The organism is Paenibacillus xinjiangensis (assembly GCF_059686975.1).
The window spans coordinates 151975-171955 of the sequence record NZ_JCAALS010000015.1; the positions used below are offsets into that span (position 1 = coordinate 151975).

Consider the following 19981-nt stretch of genomic DNA (forward strand, 5'->3'; position numbering starts at 1 on the left):
CATCATCACATATACCTTTTGTAAAGGTTTTTTTCACTTATACTCATGTTCGTTTACAATACATTAACTTTTCGCATCCTATGATTCGTTCTATACTAGCGACATGTCACATGTTGCTACGGAAAGGAATGCGTACTTGTTATGAAAGAAACAACATTAGTAGAAACTGCTTATGAGAAGCTGCGCAATAAAATGTTCTATGGCGAAATTGTCCCCGGAATGCTGCTGTCCGAGAATGATCTGGCTGTCGAATTCGGGATGAGCAGAACGCCCGTTCGAGGTGCTATTTCGCGGCTGGAAGTTGAAGGCTTCCTGCAATCACTTCAAAAAAGAGGGGTACTCGTAAAGGAGATGTCCTATAAAGATTCTTATGAGTTAATTGAATCGATGATCGCGATGCAATATTATGCCGCATCTATTATTAGACGAACAGGATTCAACGGTCTGGAGCAATTAAGGGAGCATTACAGCAATCAGCTCGTCGCTACCGACAATAATGATTATCTGGCATATATCCATCACAGTATGAAATTCGCCTATTGCTTCGTCGCTTCTATCGGCAACGATCATATGCTGGCCACCTTAGAGACCATCCAAGCTAGAGCAACTCTATTCGCCGTTATGAATTGGAGACGAACACCCTTCTCCCCACATTTCCGCTCCACTCCTGCTAATGCCATGATTCTCAAGGCTCTAGAGCAGAAGGACTACGACACACTCCAAGGCTCAATTAGCATGTCATCGGAATTCGTCCGAGGCTTTGCCGATAATTACAATTTATAAGAAAAGGTGGAGGCAGAGCAGCTAGCAGCTGTTCCACCTCCACCTTTTCCTATACAACTAGACTACAACCCGTATGTCCGACTCTCCGTTCGTGCCGATCGTCAAGCTCTCGAACGTGACCTGAGTCCCTTCACCGATTGGCGACTGCGCGGCAACACCAACCTTCAGCTCCTCTGGTACATCCATTCCGAAATACCTTGCCAGCTTCCAGCTCATCCCGTCAAGAGAATAATGGAAGGCGAAGCATTGTCCGGCTCTTGCCAATCGCAGATAGGGCCTTGTAACATCTATTTGACTAGAAACGGCATCATCTGACGTATTCCTCGTTACGACGCTAAGAATGGAGGGCAGCCCGTCGAAGAATTCGAAGCAAAGCTTCGCCCAGTTCTGCAGATCGGACATGACCATGATGCATCCCGAATCATACGTTACTCTCATGTCTACATTAACTCTAGTTGTTATGTTGAAGTCGCCCTTCACCGTTGTGTATAGAAATGGGGCCGATAGCTTCGTGTTTCCTCCCGCTGGATCGATGAAAAAGTCCCCCATAGGAGGGGCTTCAACCACCAAGCCCCCCTCTGCATTGAAGCTCCATTGCTTAGGCTCATTGATCCATTGCAGCTCATTCGTCATCGTATGATGGATGCATTGTTCAAAAAGATTCAATATACTCACTCCCATTGATTAGTAATTAAACCAATTACCAGCAAGGATAAGCATACCTCTTTTTCCGATCAATAAGCTATATCATCTTGTAATAAACCATATTGGCGAACAATACATGAAAGCCGTCAGCCGGCATCGTAATACTAAGCTTGGTTCAACTGATCAAGCAAATCCGTCAGCATTTCATCCGTAAATGCACCTTGACTGAATGCAACCAAATTACGTAGAGGCAAATATTTCATCATTGCAGCCATCATATCGCCTGTAGCCGCATCTCCATCCGCATCAATAGGAAGCATTTTTTGGAAGCCTGCCATTAATTGTTGAGCGATTGCAGCTTGCGCTGGGTTGGCCATCAGATCTCCAAGCAGCGAGTTCCGGTGGTACGTAACTTTCAACTGGGTAGTGGACTCTACATGAAGCGTATCGCTAAGCACGATATCCTGCGACGACCTTCCAATCCATACAGCGAATTCACCGCTCTCAACATGCCAATCCTTCAGCTCTACGTTGTAGTAAGCAAAAGAACGTTTGTCTAGTAGGAACGATACGATTTTGTGCTCGCCTGGTTGAAGCTCTATCTTCTCGAAGCCCTTCAGCTCTTTTTCCGGGCGTTCAATCGAGCTTACGCTATCCTTAACATACAGCTGTACTATTTCTTTACCCGCTCGTAGTCCTGTGTTCGTAACCGTAACACTAACGTTCACCGTTTCAGTATCCTTGATGTCCTTACGATCAATCGTTAGATTCGAATATTCGAATGTCGTATAGCTTAGTCCATGACCGAACGGGAATAAAGGCTTCACTTGCTTCGCATCATAGTAACGGTAGCCTACATAAATGCCTTCGCGATATTCTACACGATCTCCTGATCCTGGGAAGAACAAGAATGAAGGGTTATCGCTAAGTCTTACTGGGAATGTCTCAGCCAGCTTGCCGCTTGGATTCGCTTCGCCATACAGCACATCTGCAATCGCGCCGCCAACTGCTTGGCCGCCAAGGTAAGCTTCAAGAATTGCACCTACTTGATCTACCCACTTCATTTCTATAGGTGATCCATTCATCAGCACAACAACGACATTGCTCTGTACTGCAGCGATTTCTTCAATTAAGCGATTCTGGTTGTCCGGCAGGCTCATATGGCTTCTGTCATAGCCTTCAGATTCATAACGGTCAGGCAGCCCTGCGAAGATGATCGCAACCTCTGCTTCACTTGCTGCTTTTTTAGCTTCATCAAACAGTACGCCATCTACGCTATCGCTCTCCTCAGTGAAGCCTTTAGCATACACAACTGAAGCTGTATCGCCAGCAAGTGCCTTGATCTCATCAAGCGGCACATCAAGCCGAGTAGGCACAATATGGGAGCTGCCTCCGCCTTGGTATCTCGATTTCTCAGCGAACGCACCAATTACGGCTACTTTGCTGCCTTTAGCAACTGGTAACAAACCGGCTTCGTTCTTCAGCAGAACCATGCTCTCACGCGCTACTTGACGCGCCAGCTGGTGATGCTCCTCTTTATCATAAGAAGCGTTTTCTTTCTTCTGATCAACGCTCATGAAGATGATACGAAGCAATCTTGTAACTGCACGATCAAGGGCTTCAACAGACAGCTGGCCATTGTTCACTGCTGCAACCACTTCTTTATCGCTGATACCGTTGTTCGCTGGCATCTCTAGCTCAAGGCCTGCTGCTAGTGCAGGGACACGCTTATCCACTGCGCCCCAATCGGATACAACGATACCTTCATGGCCCCATTCTTCTTTCAATATATCTGTAAGCAATACCTCGTTCTCAGAAGCATAAGTACCATTCACTTGGTTATAGGAGCTCATAACCGTCCATGGCTGTGCTTTTTTAACAGCGCCTTCAAAGCTCGCCAAGTAAATTTCTCTTAATGTACGCTCATCCACTACAGCATCTACGGACATTCGGCGATGCTCTTGATTATTCACAGCAAAGTGCTTAAGTGAAGTACCAACGCCTTGGCTTTGTACCCCTTGAATATGACCAACAGCCATCTCTGAGGAGAGGAAAGGATCTTCTGAGAAATATTCAAAGTTACGTCCATTGAGTGGGGAACGTTTAATATTGACGCCAGGTCCTAGCAGAACAGCTACGTCCTCCGCTTGGCACTCTTCACCTAGAGCAACCCCAACTTTATTGATCAGCTCTCGATCCCATGAGCCGGCAAGTCCAGCTGCAGAAGGGAAGCAAGTAGCTGGAACACTGTCCAGCAGGCCTAAGTGGTCTGAACCCTCTTGCTGCTTGCGAAGTCCGTGGGGTCCGTCTGTTACCATTACAGAAGGAATACCTAGACGCTCCACACCTTTAAGATGCCAGAAATCAAGACCTGAGCACATACCAGCCTTTTCTTCCAAAGTCATTTGAGCAACCAATTGTTGTATATCACGTTTCATATTATAAATCCTCCTCATCCATATTTCTCAACCTGAATGTTATCCTGTAGTTGATTATAAATGAGCAACGATCTATCTTTATGGTATATTTGTTAGAAAAATAAGATGATTGTGAGGTGTGGTCATGAGCGCCACTCAGCCAGAATCAGAACTGTCCTATTTGTGCAAGCTCATCTATGAGAGCATCCAATTGCCGGTTTTCTATAAAAGCAATGACAATGAGTTTTTCTCAGCCTCAAATGATGATTTCCAGACCAGCCCTCTGTTCCTTGATCAAGAAGAGCTTATCAGCTCACTCATTAGACAATCCCGCGAATTTACGTTCCCGGTTATCCATACAACGAATTTTCTAGAGCAATTTATTATGCTTCCTATTCAAAGAGATCACAGGCATACTGGCACTCTTGTTATTGGTCCAGCTATCTCGCAGGTGCTGACTGATGAGCTTATCAGCAATCTCATTAATGACAATAATGTGCCGTATAAGCACCAGCTGCTCTGGAATGATTATCTTCGTAAGCTTCCCGGTATCCATAAACTTCGTTTGTTTCACATCAGCGTGATGTCTCATCTGCTCGTGAATGGGGTCGCGCTGGACATTCAGGATGTGCTTGAATACAACTTCCGTTTCGAACGGCGATTCGTCTATGCAGACAATATTGAGCTGACACTATCCAATGTTCGAGAGCTCTCTCTATTCCATACAGATCCGGTTGCAGAAAAGCAGCTGATGAGAAATATTCGAACAGGTGACAAAGCTACCCTCCTTCGCATGATCAATACGCTATCATTCGAGGATGCCGGGGTACTCTCTAAGCGAAGCCATCTGCGAAACATTAAAAATCTAGCCATAAGCGCTATTTCACTTGCAACACGTGAAGCAATGGCTGGAGGTCTGCATGCTGAGCTCTCCTATACGTTAAGCGATTTGCATATCCAACATATTGAGGAGCTAAGAGATGCTCAAGCTGTAGAGGTTGCCCTGAAGGATGCTCTCCTCGATTTCACTGATCGCGTAAGCCAGAGCAAGAAGAATAGTACATCTAAGCCAATTGCAGCTTGCCAGGATTATATTTTCGCACATTTATTTGAGGATATTCCGCTACAGAAGCTGTCCGATCTGGTGGGCCTTAACCGAAACTATTTATCCCATCTGTTCAGGAAAGAAACCGGTATGACGATCAGCTTCTACATTCAAAAGGAAAGAGTTGAAGAAGCGAAGCGACTGCTGGAATTGACTGATGAGCCCCTATCCACAATCGCATCGAGGCTTAATTTCTATGACCAGACCCACTTCAACAAAATATTCAAAAAGCATACGGACATTACCCCCAAGCAATATCGCGATCGTAAAGAGGCAGCCAAGCAAGAGAATCATTAAGTGGCTAAGCCTTCGTATATGGCTTCACATAGGTCTACCGTGAACTGACCTGACATTCCCTCCAGAGCCGTATTGGTAAAGGCAACGACACTTAGCTGCTGAATCGGATCAACGAACCATGAATGACCGTAGGTCCCTCCCATTCGCCACGTTCCTGGCGACTCAGAAGTTTGTGCGGCAATCGGATCTTGGAGGAGTGTAAATCCTAAGCCGAACCCTCGTCCTGGCCAATAAGCCATAGGAAGATCACCAATCTGATTGGTGGTCATTTCACGAACCATACTCTCTGGAAGCAGTGGTGCCCCACCCAACCGCAAGGTTTCCAGCAGCCGCATGAAGTCTCCGCTGCTGCCTACCATACCTGCCCCACCGGAATGATACGCCGTATGATCAAGCGCTCGAACTGGAGCCAGACGGAAGCCCGCCGTACCTTCAATAAATGGAATTTCATCACAATCAAGCAACCGACGCGGCTCCGGCATATCATTCGTATACGCTGCAGATAATCGCATAGGGTCAATGGCCGCAAACCCCGTGTCCGACATGCCAAGCGGCACCGTCACTAGTTCACTTACAGCTGCGCCGAGAGTTGTACCTGTCACCTTAGCAATCACTGCACCAAGCACATCCGTTGCAATCGAATATTTCCACTCCGTGCCTGGTGTGTAGAGGAGTGGTACAGAAGCAAGCCGGCGAATGTTCTCTCCTAGAGTAATATGGGACATATCCATCCCATCCGATACTCCTGCGATCTCATATGAATCCTGATCCTTCTGGAAGAAGCGATAAGTTAGACCTGCCGTGTGGGTAAGCAAATGTCGGATCGTTATCACAGCAGGTTCACCATTGCTCAGGCGGGGCTGAAACTCGGGCAGCCAGCTGTCAACACGGTCTTCTAGCTGCAGGCGTCCTTGTGCGATGAGTACGAGAGCAGCAGTGGAGACAATCGGCTTGGACACCGAGGCAAGTCGGAATATTGTATTGCCTTGCATGACCTGCTGATTCTCCCGGTCTGCATACCCTGCGGCTCGACTATAGACATGTACCCCGTTAACGGCCACTTTCACGACAGCGCCTACCAATCTTTTGTCTGCGAGAGTACGATCGATTACCTCATCAATGCGTGCTTGCAAGTTATCTATGTTCAAATGGCTTGAAATATTATTATTCAATGTTGTTCATCCTCTCTAGCTTCTCAAAGTATTGTGTATTCATGTGACATGTGCTTATTATTTATAGAACGAGATAGTTACCAAGCCATACGAATAAGTGCATCCCTATTCCCTTTCATTCAAAGGAGACCAACTATTATGGACCAAATAGACACAAAAATTCTCTATTATCTTCAGAATCAAGCTAGAATCTCAATGACTGAGCTGGGCAAATGCGTCGGATTGTCACAGCCGGCCGTAACAGAACGAGTAAAGCGCATGGAGGAAAATGGAACCATTCAGGAATATCGCACCATTATATCTCCTGACAAGCTCGGGAAGCGTTCTATCGCCTACATGCTATTCCGTACCAGAGACTGTAATGCGTTCCTTGCATTTGCCCACTCCTCTCCCGAAGTCGTCGAATGTACGCGCATTAGTGGAGAACACAACTATTTATTGAAAATTATGACGGACTCTACTCAGTCACTAGAAGAATTCGGCGATCGATGTGATAAATACGGAACCTATACCATTCTAATTGCAATGTCGTCTAGCATTGACTATAAATCGCTTATTGGATCTATTGAAGAAACTTAACAATAAGAGGGTTGAGCGCAGGAATCGAGCGCTAGCTCCATTCCTGCCGCTAACAATTGGATGCCTCATTTGGATAGAAAGCCATGTTGTTTAGAGAGCCACGCTGTACAGAGCGCAAGAAGCACTAGAATAGTCAATGCCCATGGGAACGAGCTGACGCCTACTGTTGCTAGCAGAATCCCTCCAATGACACCCCCGCCGCCAATAGCCAGGTTCCATGCTGTCACTAGCATCGATTGAGCCACATCTGCACTCTTGCCGCTCGCTTGTGCAATTGCCGTCTGCAGTAACGTTGCCGCTCCTCCGAACGTTAATCCCCATAAAGCTACCCCTAACAAGATTACAACCGTCTGACTTTGGCTAATCCCAAAAGTGACAGACACCAAGGCAAAAGCGGCAAGACTAATAAGAATCAATGAACGCAGCCAGCGGTCGATCAGCATACCTACAACCCAAATACCAATGACCGATGTGATGCCAAAAAGAAGTAATACGAGATCAACTCTCTGCGCAAGATCCGTCTGGGCAAGATAAGGTGATATATAGGTATACAGGATATTGTGAGCCAGTACCCACGCTAGAACGACGAACAGGATCGGTCGTACACCAGGGATGACAAATACCTGATGGAGAGAAAGCTGCTTATCGACAGATTCACCGGCAAAATCCGGCAGCTTCCACAGCACCCAGAATATTAATACCAGCGCAAGCAGTGACATGATCCCCAGAACATAGCGCCATCCTACAAGGTTGCCAAGTAAGGTTCCGGCCGGTACACCTAATGATAATGCGAGTGGTGTTCCTACCATCGCAATTGCCATAGCTCTTCCCTTAAGTGGATCAGGTACCATGCGCCTTGCATAACCTGCTATCATCCCCCATAGCACACCTGCAGCTACACCTGCGAAGAAGCGAGCTATTAACGTCAATACATAATGAAAAGATAATGCCGTAACGATATTGAACACTAGGAAACCAATAATGCACAATAATAGCAGCGGCCTTCTCCTCCAGCCTCGCGTCGCAATCGTTAAGGGAATTGCGGCCACTAAGGAACCGATCGCGTACAGCGTAACTAGCTGTCCAGCAAGTGCCTCAGAAACGCCGAGGCCCTCCCCTATTTGCGGCAATAAACCCGCCGGGAGCGTTTCGGTAAGGATACAAATAAATCCAGCCATGGCCAGAGCGAGCAAGCCCGCCCATGGGAGGCGCGTAGATGAAGCTGCAGTCTGTGCAGACACAGATGTATGATGATTCATTTCTGTAAGCCTCCTTTTTCATGATGTCGCAAATCATTAGCTCCGCGCTTAAGCAACAATTCACTTCGTGCATTTAAGTTTATTGAATTTCACCTTCCATTTACATACAGGAGTATAGGAAAACAACAGGCTACAGCTTCATATTCATTTTATTTCTGGCCTTTATCCTTTAATTTCAATGTTCGAGCTTTTCCGGTTCAAATTGCACTGTGCAAACGCAAAAAGCCGCCCCCTCTAAGGGAGCGGCCGACGGATGCTAATAGGGTGGGAGGTACACATTCCGAACGCAAAAAGAGCTGCTGAGCAATTCATTTGCTCAGCAGCTCTTTTTGTTATATAGCTATATAAATAGCTTACTTCGTAATTTCATAGAAATCATACAGCTGATCCAGCATCAGGTTAGCTGCCAAGATACCGCCAGCTGTGTTCCAGATCGCATCATCAACCTTATGCGTGTTTCCATTTTTCACAACGTTAAGGTTGAGCCATAGCGGATCATTCAGCCATTCTTGTTCTTGTGCATTGCCATTACCATCACCAGTTTCATAGGTGAAATAGAATAGACGGTCTGCTTCTACTTCAGGAAGACGTTCTTTCGTAATCTCATCGACGAATTGTTCTTTGGCATTGATCGTCATGTCGTTACGTGTAATTCCGATTTGATTAAAGATAACGCCGGAGAAGGTGTCTGTGTGATACACACGCGTTTTCCCGCCCATGAATCGAACAACGGATACCGTTTCACTCAGCTTGTCGCCTGCTTTTGTTTTGAAATCTTCAATACGCGCATCGTATGCACTGATTAGCTCGTCGCCTTCGGCTTTCTTGCCAACCGTTTCAGCGTACAGATTGAAGTTAATCTTCCAATCTCCGCGCAGGTCCTCTGCCATTACGGTAGGAGCAATCGCTTTGAGCTGCTCGTATACCTCTTCTTGACGCATTTTGTTCCCGATAATCAGATCAGGCTGTAGACCGGCAATAAGCTCCATGTTCGGTTGGCTTTCTTCGCCGACTACGGTTACGCCTTCCATTTGATCCTTAATGTGATCATACCAAGGGTCGCCTGTCCAAGATTTAACCGCGCCGATTGGCGTGATGCCTAGTGCCAGCAATGCTTCTGTTCCTTCATTCGTCAACACGACGATTTTGGCTGGTGTTCCCTTAATTTCAGTCTCGCCCATTGCATGCTTGACTGTGCGTGTTTCAGTTGAAGCAGCTCCTGCATTCGCCGCACCGCTATTATTCGAAGTCGATGAATTGTTCGAGGTATTATTGCCACATCCCGCAATAACAATGGCCATAGCCATTATTAGAGCTCCCCACCAAGCAAATTTACGGTTCGATCGTTGTGCTTTTTCTGTCATCTGTAGTATTCCCCCTATGATTATAACGATAATGATTATCAATTTGTCCCAACAAACTATAAACCTTAAACCAAATCACGTCAAGATTATTTTGATAATCATTATCAAAATGAATTGACTTCCCACTACCAGTCTACTAAAATGCAGGATGGAGATTCATAACTTACAATATAATGACCATATACGTATTTAAGTATTTTAGGAGCGACATAGATGATCATACGAACGATTGGTCTACTCATTTCCTTAGTTATTCTTGCTGCAGCCATGCTGTGCAGTATCGCCTTCGGCGTCACAGATATTCCTATTCGGACGGTCTGGGATTCTTTCCTTCATAATAATGGCAGCAATGAGCATCTCATTATTCGCACGGCAAGAGTTCCCCGAGCCTTCATTGCCGCTTGCGTAGGTGCAAGCCTGGCTGTGGCCGGAGCCGTTATGCAGGCTATCACTCGTAATCCAATCGCTTCCCCTAGTACGCTTGGGGTTAATTCCGGCGCTGCCTTCTTTATCGTGCTCGCAACAGGCTGGTTCGGCTTATCCGGTATGCAGGCCTCGACATGGGTCGCCCTGCTTGGTGCAGCCGTGAGCGGCGGAATTGTATTCTTTCTCGGAAGCATCGGAAGAGACGGTATGACTCCGGTCAAAATTACACTTGCAGGTGCGGCCATGACCGCATTCTTCAGCTCGCTGACACAAGGGCTTATGCTATCGGATGGCAAAATGTTCGATCAAGTACTGGTCTGGCTTGTCGGCTCCGTAGCCGGCAGGGAGATGAATCAGCTTATAACTGTACTTCCTTACATGGGAGTAGGGCTAGTCATTGCCTTCCTACTGACTCGGCATTTGAACGTGTTAGCTATGGGGGATGATGTCGCTCAAGGGCTCGGGCAGCAAACCGCCCACATTAAAATATTCGCAGCTGTTTCTATTATATTGCTAGGCGGATCTTCCGTAGCTGCAGCGGGGCCAATTGCTTTCGTTGGCATTATTATTCCACATATCGTCCGCCACCTCGTTGGGCGTGACTACCGATGGATTCTACCTTTCAGTGCTGTGCTTGGCGCATTGCTGCTGGTTGCTGCAGATCTTGGCTCCAGATATATCGCCATGCCGAAGGAAGTGCCTGTAGGCGTGATGACAGCCGTCATCGGCGTTCCTTTCTTCGTCTATATTGCAAGGAAAGGCAGACAACAATCATGAGTAAATACCAATCGCTGCGATCAGCGAATGCTAAATTTTCCTTGCTTATCGAGAAGCGAACCGTAAAGGTGACCTTGATGTTATTGCTAATATGCCTTGCTGCAATCATCATTTCTACTGGCCTTGGAAGCCAGTTCGTCTCACCACTGCAGGTTATAAAAGTATTATTCGGTCAAGCTGATCCGATGAACCAAGTCATCGTAGCCAAGCTTCGACTGCCGCGTGTCATCCTAGCTGTTCTTATCGGAGCATCGCTTGCTGTTGCTGGTGCTGTCTTGCAGGGCATTATCCGCAATCCGCTGGCCTCGCCTGATGTAACAGGCATTACGGAAGGAGCTTCACTTGGAGCAGTATTGTTCCTGTTTCTGTTCAACGGAACGTTATCCATCTTCTGGATGCCAGTCGCTTCTATGATCGGAGCTTTTGCCATTACCGCTCTTCTATATGTTCTTGCTTGGAAGAAGGGAGTCGCTCCCCTAAGACTCGTATTGATTGGTATCGGGGTATCTGCTGCCGTTAAATCTATTTCTTATATGTTCATTATTGGTGGTCCTATGCAGCTAGCCGAACGCTCGCTTACCTTCATGACCGGAACGATCTACGGCGCCTCATGGGACAAAGATGTGATGACGCTGCTTCCTTGGGTTTGTGTTCTTCTGCCTCTTACATGGCTGCAAGCCCGCCACATGAACATCCAGATGCTCGGCGACGATGTGGCTAATGGTGCTGGCTCACGAGTCCAGCTCCAGCGTTTCATTCTATTAGCCTTAAGCGTTGCCCTTGCTGGAGCAGCAATCTCCATTGGTGGAGCAATCGCCTTTATCGGCCTCATGGCACCGCATATGGCACGCAAGCTTGTTGGCTCCTCCTTCGGCAGCGTACTGCCGGTAAGTGCTCTGCTTGGTGCAATCATCTTGCTGCTATCGGATTTGGCAGCGCGTACTATCTTCCTGCCTAGGGACATCCCTGCCGGAGTGTTAACTGCAGCCATTGGCGCCCCATTCTTCTTATATCAGCTATATCGCAATCGGAACCAATTCTAGGAACAGGAGGATAACCACCATGAGTACATTAGTAGCGAAGGACCTAGGGTTGTCTTACGGAGGCGACTATATTTTTGAGAATATGAACTTGGCTGTACCACAGGGGAAAATCACCGTTCTAATCGGCAGCAACGGCTGCGGCAAGTCTACACTGCTGCGTTCCATGGCTAGATTACTGAAGCCGCAGCGCGGTTCAGTCGTGCTAGATGGCACCGAAATCGCGAGCATGACGACAAAGGAAGTTGCCCGCAAGCTTGCGATATTACCGCAAGGCCCATCAGCGCCGGAAGGTCTGAGCGTGCTGCAGCTCGTCAAGCAAGGACGTTACCCTTATCAGAATTGGCTGAAGCAATGGTCTCATGAGGATGAGAAGGCTGTCTTGTCCGCACTAGAGTCTACCGGACTTAGTGAAATCAAGGAGCGCGAGGTCGACTCCTTGTCAGGGGGGCAGCGCCAGAGGGCTTGGATTGCGATGACACTTGCTCAGGAGACGCCAATTATACTGCTGGATGAGCCTACAACCTATCTTGATCTCACGCATCAGATTGAGGTATTGGATCTGCTCTATGATCTGAATCAACAGGAGCAGCGAACAATCGTCATGGTCCTGCATGATATTAACTTGGCATGCCGCTACGCGGACCATATCGTCGCTATCCGCAAAGGCACCATTGCCGCACAAGGCCAACCCGAAGAAATCATTAATGCAGAGCTGATGTTGAGCGTGTTTCAGCTCGATTGCGAGATTATTGCTGATCCTCTGTTCGGCACTCCGCTATGCGTTCCTCGCGGCAAAGGCCGCGTGCGTACGTCCTCGTGATCATAACATAGAAAACGAAAGAAGCCCTGGTTGATTGACCGGGGCTCTTTCGTTTGGAGATTATTGTCCGCTCGGTACTATTCGAAGCCATTGAATGGCAATCGGCTGTCCTTTTGCCTTCAATACTAACCGATGTAGACCATCATTAGCTCTGAAATGTTTGTGAAGTTTGATTGAGTTCCAGGAATCTCCACACGTATCGACTACACTGATAAAGACGTCATCCACAGTAACTTCAATTTCCCCAAATTCTCCTGTTTGAACACATAATTCTAAGGTGAACTCCCATGTAAAACTGAATAAAGGAACAGTAAATTCATAAGCAAGCCAGTCATTCGGAGCAAGTTGTACATATAAAAGCTCATCCGGCTGCCATTCCTCACCCTTCATATGTTGAAAATGAGGTTTTACTCTTTGTTCTTTAACAAATCGGATATCTACCCCGTCATTTACTCTAAAACCAATCTTCTTAACACATGGTTTCCCAATGCCGAAACTTACACCCTCACCTTTGTAACCATAAAAGATTGCAGGAATACGAACGGGAGGCCTACGGAATAAAGCATTAACGACTTCTGATCGATACATACAATGCTCAAACAACATATTGTTTAGGTATTCCCACAGAATCCTCTCTGCAGTTTCCGCATTCGGTTTAATGCCGCCCTCCAAATAGTCAATAAGCAACTGCCAGTCATATGGCGTATTTATAGAACAAGGAGAATTGGTACAGTCCATCTTTTTCCATGTCCAGAAGTTCCAGGATATATTGTGATCTTCATATAGGCGGAATGCTCCTGCAAACCAATCGCAGTTGTTCTCCCCGCCTTCACCCATGAAAATCGGTACGTTCCACTCATCCTGTGTATCCAAAAATGTCTGAATACTTTCCGTATCCGGGTTATTCCAATATTTATGGAATTGCAACATGAGATTGTCGTCAATCTTCTCGTCGATAATCGACCAATCGGTAGCCCAGTGCACACCTTCCAAAATAATCATATGCCGATCATCCACTTCTCGGATGGCGTTCACGATCTCTTTATAAAGCGGCATAACTTGATCGTTATATACGGAGAACCAATTCGGTAACGGCTCATTCAGCAGGTCATATCCTGCGACGATCCATTCATCTTTATAGCGTTCCGCGAGCATTTTCCATAATGCAACCGTTAACCGTTTATACTTATCATCCATGAACAGTTCCGGCTTATCTTCTTCAGAATCGTCTATATTCGTCCCCGTTTGTCCACCTGGAGCACCATGTAAATCAAGGATGACATAAAGCGAGTGTTCACGGCACCAATCAATCACTCTATCAATGATCTCGATACGTCCATTGATAAGACGCATTCCATCCTCGATAAGGAATCTAGCGTTAATAGGTACACGAATGGAGTTGAATCCTTCAGCCGCTATTTTTTGTATATCTTTTTCCGATGTATAATTTGCGTAATAATTATCCCAGAACTGTGCGGATTTTTCTTCTCCGACTAATTCTTTAATCATACGTTCGATTCGTCGTGGACGGTCACCTTGATTAGGAAACCGCCACATATAGCCTTCAGGCAACATCCAACTGCCTAAGCCGACACCCCGTAACAGGATTTCTTGGCCGTTGCCATTCATGATTTTTTTTCCGATGGCTTTTACAAAACCTTGTACTTCTATGGATTGTCCCATTGTCTCTACCCTCATCCTTTCCTATTAGCCTTTAATTGCACCTTCTGCTATGCCGCTTAAAATATATTTCTGCAGGAGCAGGTACAAGACAATAATCGGTAGCATCGTCAGCACCAAAGAGGATAGAATAGCCGACCAGTCGTTGTTATACTCGCCAAATAGCATATTCGTAGAAATCAAAAGTGTATAATAGTTGGAGTCCGTTAACATAAGCAGCGGCAAAAGGAAATCGTTCCACATCCATAGAGCATTTAATATAGCTACTGTAGCCGTTATTGGTAGAAGCAATGGCAAAATAATAGAAAAGTAAAGCCGAAATTCACCGCACCCATCCATCAACGCCGCTTCGTCCAGATCCCTAGGAATCGATTTTACGAATCCATGGTACAGGAATATCGCAAGAGCTACTCCCAAACCAATATAAATTAATCCCAGACCGTAAGAGGTTCCTTGCACTCTCAGTTCCTTAGCGATTTTGACCAGTGAAATGATTATGGAATGAAACGGGATTAATGACGATAAAACAAATAATCCGAACAGAAAGCTGCTTAACTTTCCTGGCGTCCTCGACATCTTATATCCGGCCATGGAAGCAAAAAGAATGATCCCTGTTACTCCGATAATGGTTACGACAGTTGTATTTTTAAAACTGTTCAGATAATCGATCTTTTGGTATGCATCAATATAATTCCCAAAATCTAATCGGGTAGGAAGGGACATGATATTCGACAGCATTTCCCCATCCGGCTTAAAAGAATTTAATAGCGCCATGTAAATGGGGAAAAGCGTGAAAATAGAAGCAATAATTAAAACGAGAAAAATAAAAGCATTTCCGGCCCCGCGTCCGATCGATCTATTGCCCGATTGCCTCTGTGCCATTATGCCTCAACCTCTCTTCTTTTCATTACTAACAATTGGATGAGTGTAATGAAGAGGACAATCAAGAAAAGGATAATAGCTTTTGCGCTTGCATATCCGAAACGCTGGTTGAAACGAAAGGCTTCTTCCACGATATTTATCGCGATTACCTGCGTTGACCTTCCCGGCCCTCCCCCGGTTAATGCAAATACGGCGTCAAACACTTTAAATGAAGTGCTAAGCGCTAGGAAAATACCGATTGTTAATGCCGGATATATCATAGGGAACGTAACATGACGAAAGATCTGAACTCCACTAGCCCCATCTATAGCTGCTGCTTCTTTCAATTGCACAGGTACACCTTGTAGAGCGGCTATATAGATAACCATCTGATACCCTACCCCGCCCCATAATGAAAGGATGATGATGGAATAGAAGGAATAGTCCGGATCACCAATCCAGGATTGGTCAAGAAAGCCGATACCAGTAGATTCAACAAGAGAAGGCAACACTTTCGTAAAGATGAACACCCACATGAATCCGCCGATGATCAAGCTGAGCATGTTCGGCATAAAAAATATGGTCCGAAACCATACTTTGCTCCTTTTCCTTGATTCCACGAAGACTGCCAAGAGCAAAGCAATCACATTTTGCAGCACAACCATATAAATCACATATTTCAATGTAAACCAAATTGATTTAATGAAATAAGCATCCTTCAACGCCTCAGTATAATTGGAGAATCCCACCCATTCATAGGTGGGATCCAATCCATTCCAGTTCGTCAGACTGTACAACACGCCTCCGATTGTCGGGGCGATGGTAAATACAGCATAGAATAATAATGCCGGAAATACGAAGGCGAGAAGGATGACCGTTTGCTTGTTTATTTTTGTATAGTTCATATTCCTCACTCCCGGTCACCCGTTTGTCATGCCTATTGCGCTGCTTTAACTGCGTTTGCCCATGCCTTATCCATCGTACTGATGAATTGCTCTTTGGTAACCTCTTTAACGTAATAGCTTTGAAGCAATTTGGCTTGTTCGTCTGTTACGCCATTAGGCAGTTTAAGATCTTGATAGGCTTTACCTTGCTCCACATATTCTGAAGCTTCATTTACCCAAGGGAATACTTCATATTGGTGAACGCTGGACACGGGATTGAACTTAAGTTCTTGGAACAATGCCGACGAATCTTTCTCATCCAAGATATAGTTCAAGAGATCAAGCGCCACTTCTTTATTCTCGCTGGTTTTCGATACAGCAAGCGTTGTGGAGGTTGACAAGTTGATCATCGTTCCACTGGCATTGTTGCTAACCGGAAGTGGAGCTACGCCAAATTCAAAATCCGGATTTACTTTTAGGAGCGTTTCTGCATTCCATGGTCCTTGTATCCACATCGCAGCTTTTCCGCTCGCAAATTCTGTGGAACCCGCTTCATTGCCTACTTCAAAAGGTTTATCTGTTCCGTTTGCGTTAATGAGGTCGATAATATTGAATATCCCTTGAACATCTGCATAAGAAGCTTCGCCTTTGTTCATTTTTTCGATCCAGTCCGGATTCTCAGAGGATATAATTCCACCAAGAGAAAGAGCTGTCATCAGCTGAGGCACCCATGACTCTTGGAAAGCAAGCAAGAATGGCTTTATTTTAGCCGCATTTAATTTTTCTACAGCTGCTTTCATTTCATCAAGCGTTTGTGGAGGCGTGATTCCCACATCACTAAAGATTTTGTTGTTGTACAAGTACCCCCATGCCAAACTCTCAAGTGGAAGGGCCACAACCTTGCCGTCAAGCGTTACGGTGCTTTTCACGCTATCATATAAGGTTGCAATTGCTGGTTGACTTGTAAGATCTTCCAGATAACCAGCTTTTTCATACGTTGGGAGATCGTTGGCATGTATATCAAAGATGTCTGGTGCATCATTGGAAGCCAGGCGCGCTTGAAGTACTTGTTTAGCCTGATCTGGATTCGGCATTTCGAGATCAATCGTAACATTGATATTTTTCTCTGCTAATTCTTTGGCTTTAAACTGTTCAAAATATTTTTCAAATTGAACCTTGAAACGCGGTGATCCTATTTGCACTTTCAGTTCGACTTTCTGTGCCTCCCCTTTTGGTTCTTCCGTGTTTCCGCCAGATGCACCTTCATTGGTAGCCTGAGCTGCTTCCACTGTTTTTAGCGTTATTAGTGCTACAAGCCGTAATTGATACCATCAACATTACACTTACAAGACCCAAATAAAACGCTTTCATCATTGTGCTTAACCCCCTTATATGATTCGTACATCCTAAGTATAGAGTAGGTTTGAAGGAGGATCATTAGAGCCAATTAGCAACATTTATTGCACAATATTGATAACACTTACTTATCGACTGCCACTTCGGATTTCTCCTGGTGTTACTCCAAAGTGTTTTTTAAAAACCCGATGAAAATAGGCAAGTTCCGAATAACCGGTCATCTGGGCTGCCTGTTTAATCGAGACATCAGATTGCATAAGCAAATGCTTCGCCTTTTCCATACGTTTGCGAGTCATATACTCGGTCAAATTCTCTCCTATCGTTGATTTGAATGCTCGGCTTAAATGCTCTTTCGTCACATAAAACCGGTACGCTACCGTTTCAAGCGAAATAGGATCCATATAATGCTGGTCGATATAATGCTGAACTTCTAAAATAACTAGCCGATTTTTCGATTTCCTTATCGACTCCATCTTGTCGATTACCGCTCCGTAGGCATTCGCGACCGATCTCATCAGCTCCCTTACATTTTCATAACGCTTGGATTGCTCTAACTCCAAATCCGTTGCTACCCATTCAGTACCGTTCTCGGTTACAAACTCTCCAAGCATACGTAAAAAATCGTCTCCGATCTTTGCCAACAATGCCGAGTCTATCCCATTCGAGAACGTATCCTTTAAAAGCGCTTCCAACTTATCAAGTGCCTGCAAAAGCGCCGGTTTGCTAAGTTCAAACAGCGTGCCAAAAACTCGTTTTCGCAATCCACCATAACGATCCATCGATTGGGCGTTAGGAAAAACGATCGGAGATATCAATGCCGTGTGTACCGTCTGCTTCTCGTTCTCCAATTCGAAAATACATTTTTGTAATGCCTCGTTCAGTTCTGTTTCATCGACAGGTTTTAGCAAATACTCTACTGCCCGGGAACGAATGGCTTGCTTTAAATAAACGAAATCATCATATCCGCTCATAACGATAATTTTTATAGAAGGGAATTGTTCATTCAACGCTTTGAGGAACTCCACACCGTCTAAGCCTGGCATTCTCATATCTGTAATTACGATCTGAGGCTTATGCTCCTTAATGAAAAGAACCGCTCGGCTGCCATCCTCCGCTTCCCCTGCTATTGCCAGCCCTAGCCTATCCCAATCAACCAGCGCCTTAATAACTTCCCTTGCCCATGGCTCATCGTCTACGATCAACACGTTATTCAACGGTTTGCCTCCCGTCCTGCATAGGTAACTTCAGTAATATAACCGTTCCTTTTTCAGGTCTGCTCCATACACGTACGGCTGCTTTTAGCCCAAAATGCAGTTTCAATCTCGAATCCACATTTTGAATCCCTATTCCCTTTTGCATCCGCGGTATCTCCTTATACAGGTCGGTCGCAGCCGTTCTCAAAGGAATCCCTTCCTTTAACTCCATCCTAAGCAGCCGCAGCCGTACTTGTTCGATCCCCACTCCATCATCCTTGATCATAATAACAAGATGCTTACCTATCTTTTTGATCCGAATTTCAACATGCCAAGCTCCTTCTTTCGGCTGAAGACCATGTTCAAATGCGTTCTCTACGAGAGGTTGAAGCGTAAATCTTGGAAGTCTGAGATTTTCTCCCGATCCATCGTTAGCAATAATAATGCTGCACCGACCCATAAAGCGTTGTTCTTGAATAAAAAGATAGTTCCGAATATGCTTCAACTCTTCATAGAGAGTGGCTGAGTCAGACCCGGAACTAATTGAATAGCGAAGCAAGTCACCAATGCTTTTAGTGATTTTATAAATTTCAGGCGCTCCTTTAGTAAGAGCCATTCCCCCAATTAAGTTTAGTGTGTTATTTAAAAAATGAGGATTAATTTGTGCCTGTAATGCCATTAGTTGCGCATTCTTCACTTCAATTTCTTTCTGATACTCGTTTTCAATGAGTTCCTTCATCCGCTTTATCATGGAATTATAGCCGCGTTCCAGCAGTCCGATTTCATCATTGCTTTTTACTGATGTCAGTTCAAACTGATGGATCGGCGCCATTCGCATAGTTCTTGCAAGGCTGACGATCGGTCTGCTAATTCGAAGTGATACGGCGACCGATAAAAGGATAGAAACAGCGGCAAATAGAAGACCAGTCAAAATCCCGGCCCGAACGGTATTCCGAGCGCTATTCGTAATTGTCGTAATTGGTAATGCTTTAATTAATTTAAGCTCGCCATCGTCGACCCTTTTCATGAAAAGATAGTGATGATCGGTTTTTCGAATTATCACTTCGGAACCTTTCAGCTTCTCAAGTTTTACTTGATCGATGATCTCACTAGCACTTTGATCAGATGTTGATCCAGATAATAGTTCTCCTTCATCGTTAACTAAAAAGACCGAGCTTTCTGGCCAATGTCATTAAGTTAAGGTGCTGAACCAAATAACTATGTAAAAGAGCAGGTTATCGAAAGATAGCCTGCTCTTTTTTTGCGTGAAAAAGATTAAAAGAACTTGACAAGCAGTTGAAAATGTGTGGCGAAGCCCCT

At 45.4% G+C, this 19981-nt stretch carries 17 protein-coding genes; 6 read left to right on the plus strand and 11 right to left on the minus strand.

Features of this window, described 5'->3' with window-relative positions:
• The first annotated feature begins 141 nt into the window (after positions 1 to 141).
• Complete coding sequence (locus AC6ESP_RS16565) at positions 142 to 783, plus strand: GntR family transcriptional regulator (RefSeq protein WP_497097826.1); 642 nt, start codon at positions 142 to 144, stop codon at positions 781 to 783.
• A 57-nt stretch (positions 784 to 840) separates the two neighbouring features.
• Here the strand turns inward: AC6ESP_RS16565 and AC6ESP_RS16570 are convergent, their stop codons facing one another.
• Together AC6ESP_RS16570 and AC6ESP_RS16575 are read right to left on the minus strand one after the other, a co-directional pair.
• The gene (locus AC6ESP_RS16570; protein ID WP_497097827.1) at positions 841 to 1458 is read right to left on the minus strand and encodes a DUF1349 domain-containing protein; all 618 of its coding nucleotides are present in this window, start codon (positions 1456 to 1458) and stop codon (positions 841 to 843) included.
• A 134-nt stretch (positions 1459 to 1592) separates the two neighbouring features.
• Positions 1593 to 3866, minus strand: coding sequence for a glycoside hydrolase family 3 C-terminal domain-containing protein (locus AC6ESP_RS16575; protein ID WP_497097828.1), 2274 nt, complete (start codon positions 3864 to 3866; stop codon positions 1593 to 1595).
• A 124-nt stretch (positions 3867 to 3990) separates the two neighbouring features.
• Here AC6ESP_RS16575 and AC6ESP_RS16580 point away from each other — a divergent pair, with 124 nt between their 5' ends.
• Positions 3991 to 5247: a helix-turn-helix domain-containing protein gene (locus tag AC6ESP_RS16580; RefSeq protein ID WP_497097829.1), complete on the plus strand. Its 1257-nt coding sequence runs from the start codon at positions 3991 to 3993 to the stop codon at positions 5245 to 5247.
• Here the strand turns inward: AC6ESP_RS16580 and AC6ESP_RS16585 are convergent.
• Entirely contained in the window at positions 5244 to 6419 is a 1176-nt protein-coding gene (locus tag AC6ESP_RS16585) for a serine hydrolase domain-containing protein (RefSeq protein ID WP_497097830.1), read from the minus strand. The two genes, AC6ESP_RS16580 and AC6ESP_RS16585, sit on opposite strands and share 4 nt — an antisense overlap.
• 138 nt (positions 6420 to 6557) lie before the next feature.
• Between AC6ESP_RS16585 and AC6ESP_RS16590 the strand changes: the two genes are divergently transcribed.
• Entirely contained in the window at positions 6558 to 6998 is a 441-nt protein-coding gene (locus AC6ESP_RS16590) for an Lrp/AsnC family transcriptional regulator (protein ID WP_497097831.1), read from the plus strand.
• Between the two features lie 65 nt (positions 6999 to 7063).
• On the opposite strand, the gene AC6ESP_RS16595 is transcribed toward AC6ESP_RS16590, so the two are convergent.
• On the minus strand, positions 7064 to 8257 hold the full coding sequence (locus AC6ESP_RS16595; RefSeq protein WP_497097832.1) for an MFS transporter: 1194 nt from the start codon (positions 8255 to 8257) through the stop codon (positions 7064 to 7066).
• 353 nt (positions 8258 to 8610) lie between these two features.
• Complete coding sequence (locus AC6ESP_RS16600; RefSeq protein WP_497097833.1) at positions 8611 to 9621, minus strand: ABC transporter substrate-binding protein; 1011 nt, start codon at positions 9619 to 9621, stop codon at positions 8611 to 8613.
• A 219-nt stretch (positions 9622 to 9840) separates the two neighbouring features.
• Here AC6ESP_RS16600 and AC6ESP_RS16605 point away from each other — a divergent pair, with 219 nt between their 5' ends.
• The 3 genes from AC6ESP_RS16605 to AC6ESP_RS16615 are packed head-to-tail and all read left to right on the plus strand — an operon-like array spanning position 9841 to position 12687.
• Positions 9841 to 10824: a FecCD family ABC transporter permease gene (locus AC6ESP_RS16605; protein ID WP_497097850.1), complete on the plus strand. Its 984-nt coding sequence runs from the start codon at positions 9841 to 9843 to the stop codon at positions 10822 to 10824.
• On the plus strand, positions 10821 to 11867 hold the full coding sequence (locus AC6ESP_RS16610; RefSeq protein ID WP_497097834.1) for a FecCD family ABC transporter permease: 1047 nt from the start codon (positions 10821 to 10823) through the stop codon (positions 11865 to 11867). The genes AC6ESP_RS16605 and AC6ESP_RS16610 overlap by 4 nt, the downstream gene beginning before the upstream one ends.
• A 19-nt stretch (positions 11868 to 11886) precedes the next feature.
• Complete coding sequence (locus AC6ESP_RS16615) at positions 11887 to 12687, plus strand: ABC transporter ATP-binding protein (RefSeq protein WP_497097835.1); 801 nt, start codon at positions 11887 to 11889, stop codon at positions 12685 to 12687.
• Positions 12688 to 12747: 60 nt separating this feature from the next.
• On the opposite strand, the gene AC6ESP_RS16620 is transcribed toward AC6ESP_RS16615, so the two are convergent.
• From AC6ESP_RS16620 to AC6ESP_RS16645, 6 genes are all read right to left on the minus strand, one after another.
• A complete protein-coding gene (locus AC6ESP_RS16620; RefSeq protein WP_497097836.1) occupies positions 12748 to 14370 on the minus strand; it encodes a glycoside hydrolase family 5 protein in 1623 nt (540 codons plus the stop codon).
• A 24-nt stretch (positions 14371 to 14394) separates the two neighbouring features.
• Positions 14395 to 15249 (minus strand): carbohydrate ABC transporter permease, encoded by an 855-nt coding sequence (locus tag AC6ESP_RS16625; RefSeq protein ID WP_497097837.1) that lies wholly within the window; start codon positions 15247 to 15249, stop codon positions 14395 to 14397.
• A complete protein-coding gene (locus AC6ESP_RS16630) occupies positions 15249 to 16133 on the minus strand; it encodes a carbohydrate ABC transporter permease (RefSeq protein WP_497097838.1) in 885 nt (294 codons plus the stop codon). Before AC6ESP_RS16630 ends, AC6ESP_RS16625 begins: the two co-directional genes overlap by 1 nt.
• A gap of 32 nt (positions 16134 to 16165) precedes the next feature.
• Positions 16166 to 17401: an ABC transporter substrate-binding protein gene (locus AC6ESP_RS16635; protein ID WP_497097839.1), complete on the minus strand. Its 1236-nt coding sequence runs from the start codon at positions 17399 to 17401 to the stop codon at positions 16166 to 16168.
• A gap of 195 nt (positions 17402 to 17596) precedes the next feature.
• Positions 17597 to 18673 carry a response regulator transcription factor gene (locus AC6ESP_RS16640; RefSeq protein WP_497097851.1) on the minus strand — a complete coding sequence of 359 codons (1077 nt, stop codon included), beginning with the start codon at positions 18671 to 18673 and terminating at the stop codon, positions 17597 to 17599.
• Position 18674: 1 nt separating this feature from the next.
• The gene (locus tag AC6ESP_RS16645; protein WP_497097840.1) at positions 18675 to 19688 is read right to left on the minus strand and encodes a sensor histidine kinase; all 1014 of its coding nucleotides are present in this window, start codon (positions 19686 to 19688) and stop codon (positions 18675 to 18677) included.
• Between the last annotated feature and the right edge of the window lie 293 nt (positions 19689 to 19981).

Coding starts and splice junctions, on each gene's coding strand:
- AC6ESP_RS16610 (WP_497097834.1), top strand. CDS start 10,821: ATGAGTAAATACCAATCGCTGCGATCAGCGAATGCTAAATTTTCCTTG.
- AC6ESP_RS16615 (WP_497097835.1), top strand. CDS start 11,887: ATGAGTACATTAGTAGCGAAGGACCTAGGGTTGTCTTACGGAGGCGAC.
- AC6ESP_RS16625 (WP_497097837.1), bottom strand. CDS start 15,249: ATGGCACAGAGGCAATCGGGCAATAGATCGATCGGACGCGGGGCCGGA.
- AC6ESP_RS16590 (WP_497097831.1), top strand. CDS start 6,558: ATGGACCAAATAGACACAAAAATTCTCTATTATCTTCAGAATCAAGCT.
- AC6ESP_RS16565 (WP_497097826.1), top strand. CDS start 142: ATGAAAGAAACAACATTAGTAGAAACTGCTTATGAGAAGCTGCGCAAT.
- AC6ESP_RS16645 (WP_497097840.1), bottom strand. CDS start 19,688: ATGAAAAGGGTCGACGATGGCGAGCTTAAATTAATTAAAGCATTACCA.
- AC6ESP_RS16620 (WP_497097836.1), bottom strand. CDS start 14,370: ATGGGACAATCCATAGAAGTACAAGGTTTTGTAAAAGCCATCGGAAAA.
- AC6ESP_RS16595 (WP_497097832.1), bottom strand. CDS start 8,257: ATGAATCATCATACATCTGTGTCTGCACAGACTGCAGCTTCATCTACG.
- AC6ESP_RS16630 (WP_497097838.1), bottom strand. CDS start 16,133: ATGAACTATACAAAAATAAACAAGCAAACGGTCATCCTTCTCGCCTTC.
- AC6ESP_RS16580 (WP_497097829.1), top strand. CDS start 3,991: ATGAGCGCCACTCAGCCAGAATCAGAACTGTCCTATTTGTGCAAGCTC.
- AC6ESP_RS16575 (WP_497097828.1), bottom strand. CDS start 3,866: ATGAAACGTGATATACAACAATTGGTTGCTCAAATGACTTTGGAAGAA.
- AC6ESP_RS16600 (WP_497097833.1), bottom strand. CDS start 9,621: ATGACAGAAAAAGCACAACGATCGAACCGTAAATTTGCTTGGTGGGGA.